Here is a 498-nt window from a genome sequence, read left to right as displayed (position 1 = left end):
TATGACCAGGAACCTGTTTTTCATATCGTTTGAAGGTTTTTATAGATCGCTTCTTCATATTCTGAGGTAACTTATTCACATCATTCCTTTTTAATACATGATAAACAGCGCCTGAAGATAACTCAATTCCATGATAACGGGATAACTACCATTTGATTCGTAATTGCCCAAAATAATAAGTTTTACGCAAATACAGTATAAGATCTTCTATGTGATTAGGGGTTCTGAGCTTTGGGGTTTCAGGGCAAGGCTTACTATTAAATAAACCTTGTTCCCTTTCTTGCTCATAAGCTCTTTTCCACTGATAAACAGCTTCTCTTGAGATACCATAATATCTACATGCCTGAGAAATATTTCCAATCTCTTTTGCATAATGGAGAACTTTTAATTTTATACGTATATCTGAAATTGATTTTCAATTTATTAATTATTTATAAATCCCCAGTCTAAGTCATGAATTTCATAATTGAAGAGTATAATCACCATGTTTATCTATTT

Annotated in this window: 1 protein-coding gene; it reads right to left on the bottom strand. The window is 31.7% G+C overall.

Annotated features, from left to right (window positions below; all coding sequences use genetic code 11):
- Positions 1–145: 145 nt before the first annotated feature.
- The gene (locus GNY06_RS15250; RefSeq protein WP_394350835.1) at positions 146–394 is read right to left on the bottom strand and encodes a helix-turn-helix domain-containing protein; all 249 of its coding nucleotides are present in this window, start codon (positions 392–394) and stop codon (positions 146–148) included.
- Positions 395–498 lie beyond the last annotated feature (104 nt).

This window comes from Elizabethkingia argenteiflava (assembly GCF_009904105.1).
In the GTDB taxonomy this organism is placed as follows: Bacteria; Bacteroidota; Bacteroidia; order Flavobacteriales; family Weeksellaceae; genus Elizabethkingia; species Elizabethkingia argenteiflava.
This window is presented reverse-complemented; position numbering and strand designations above follow the sequence as displayed.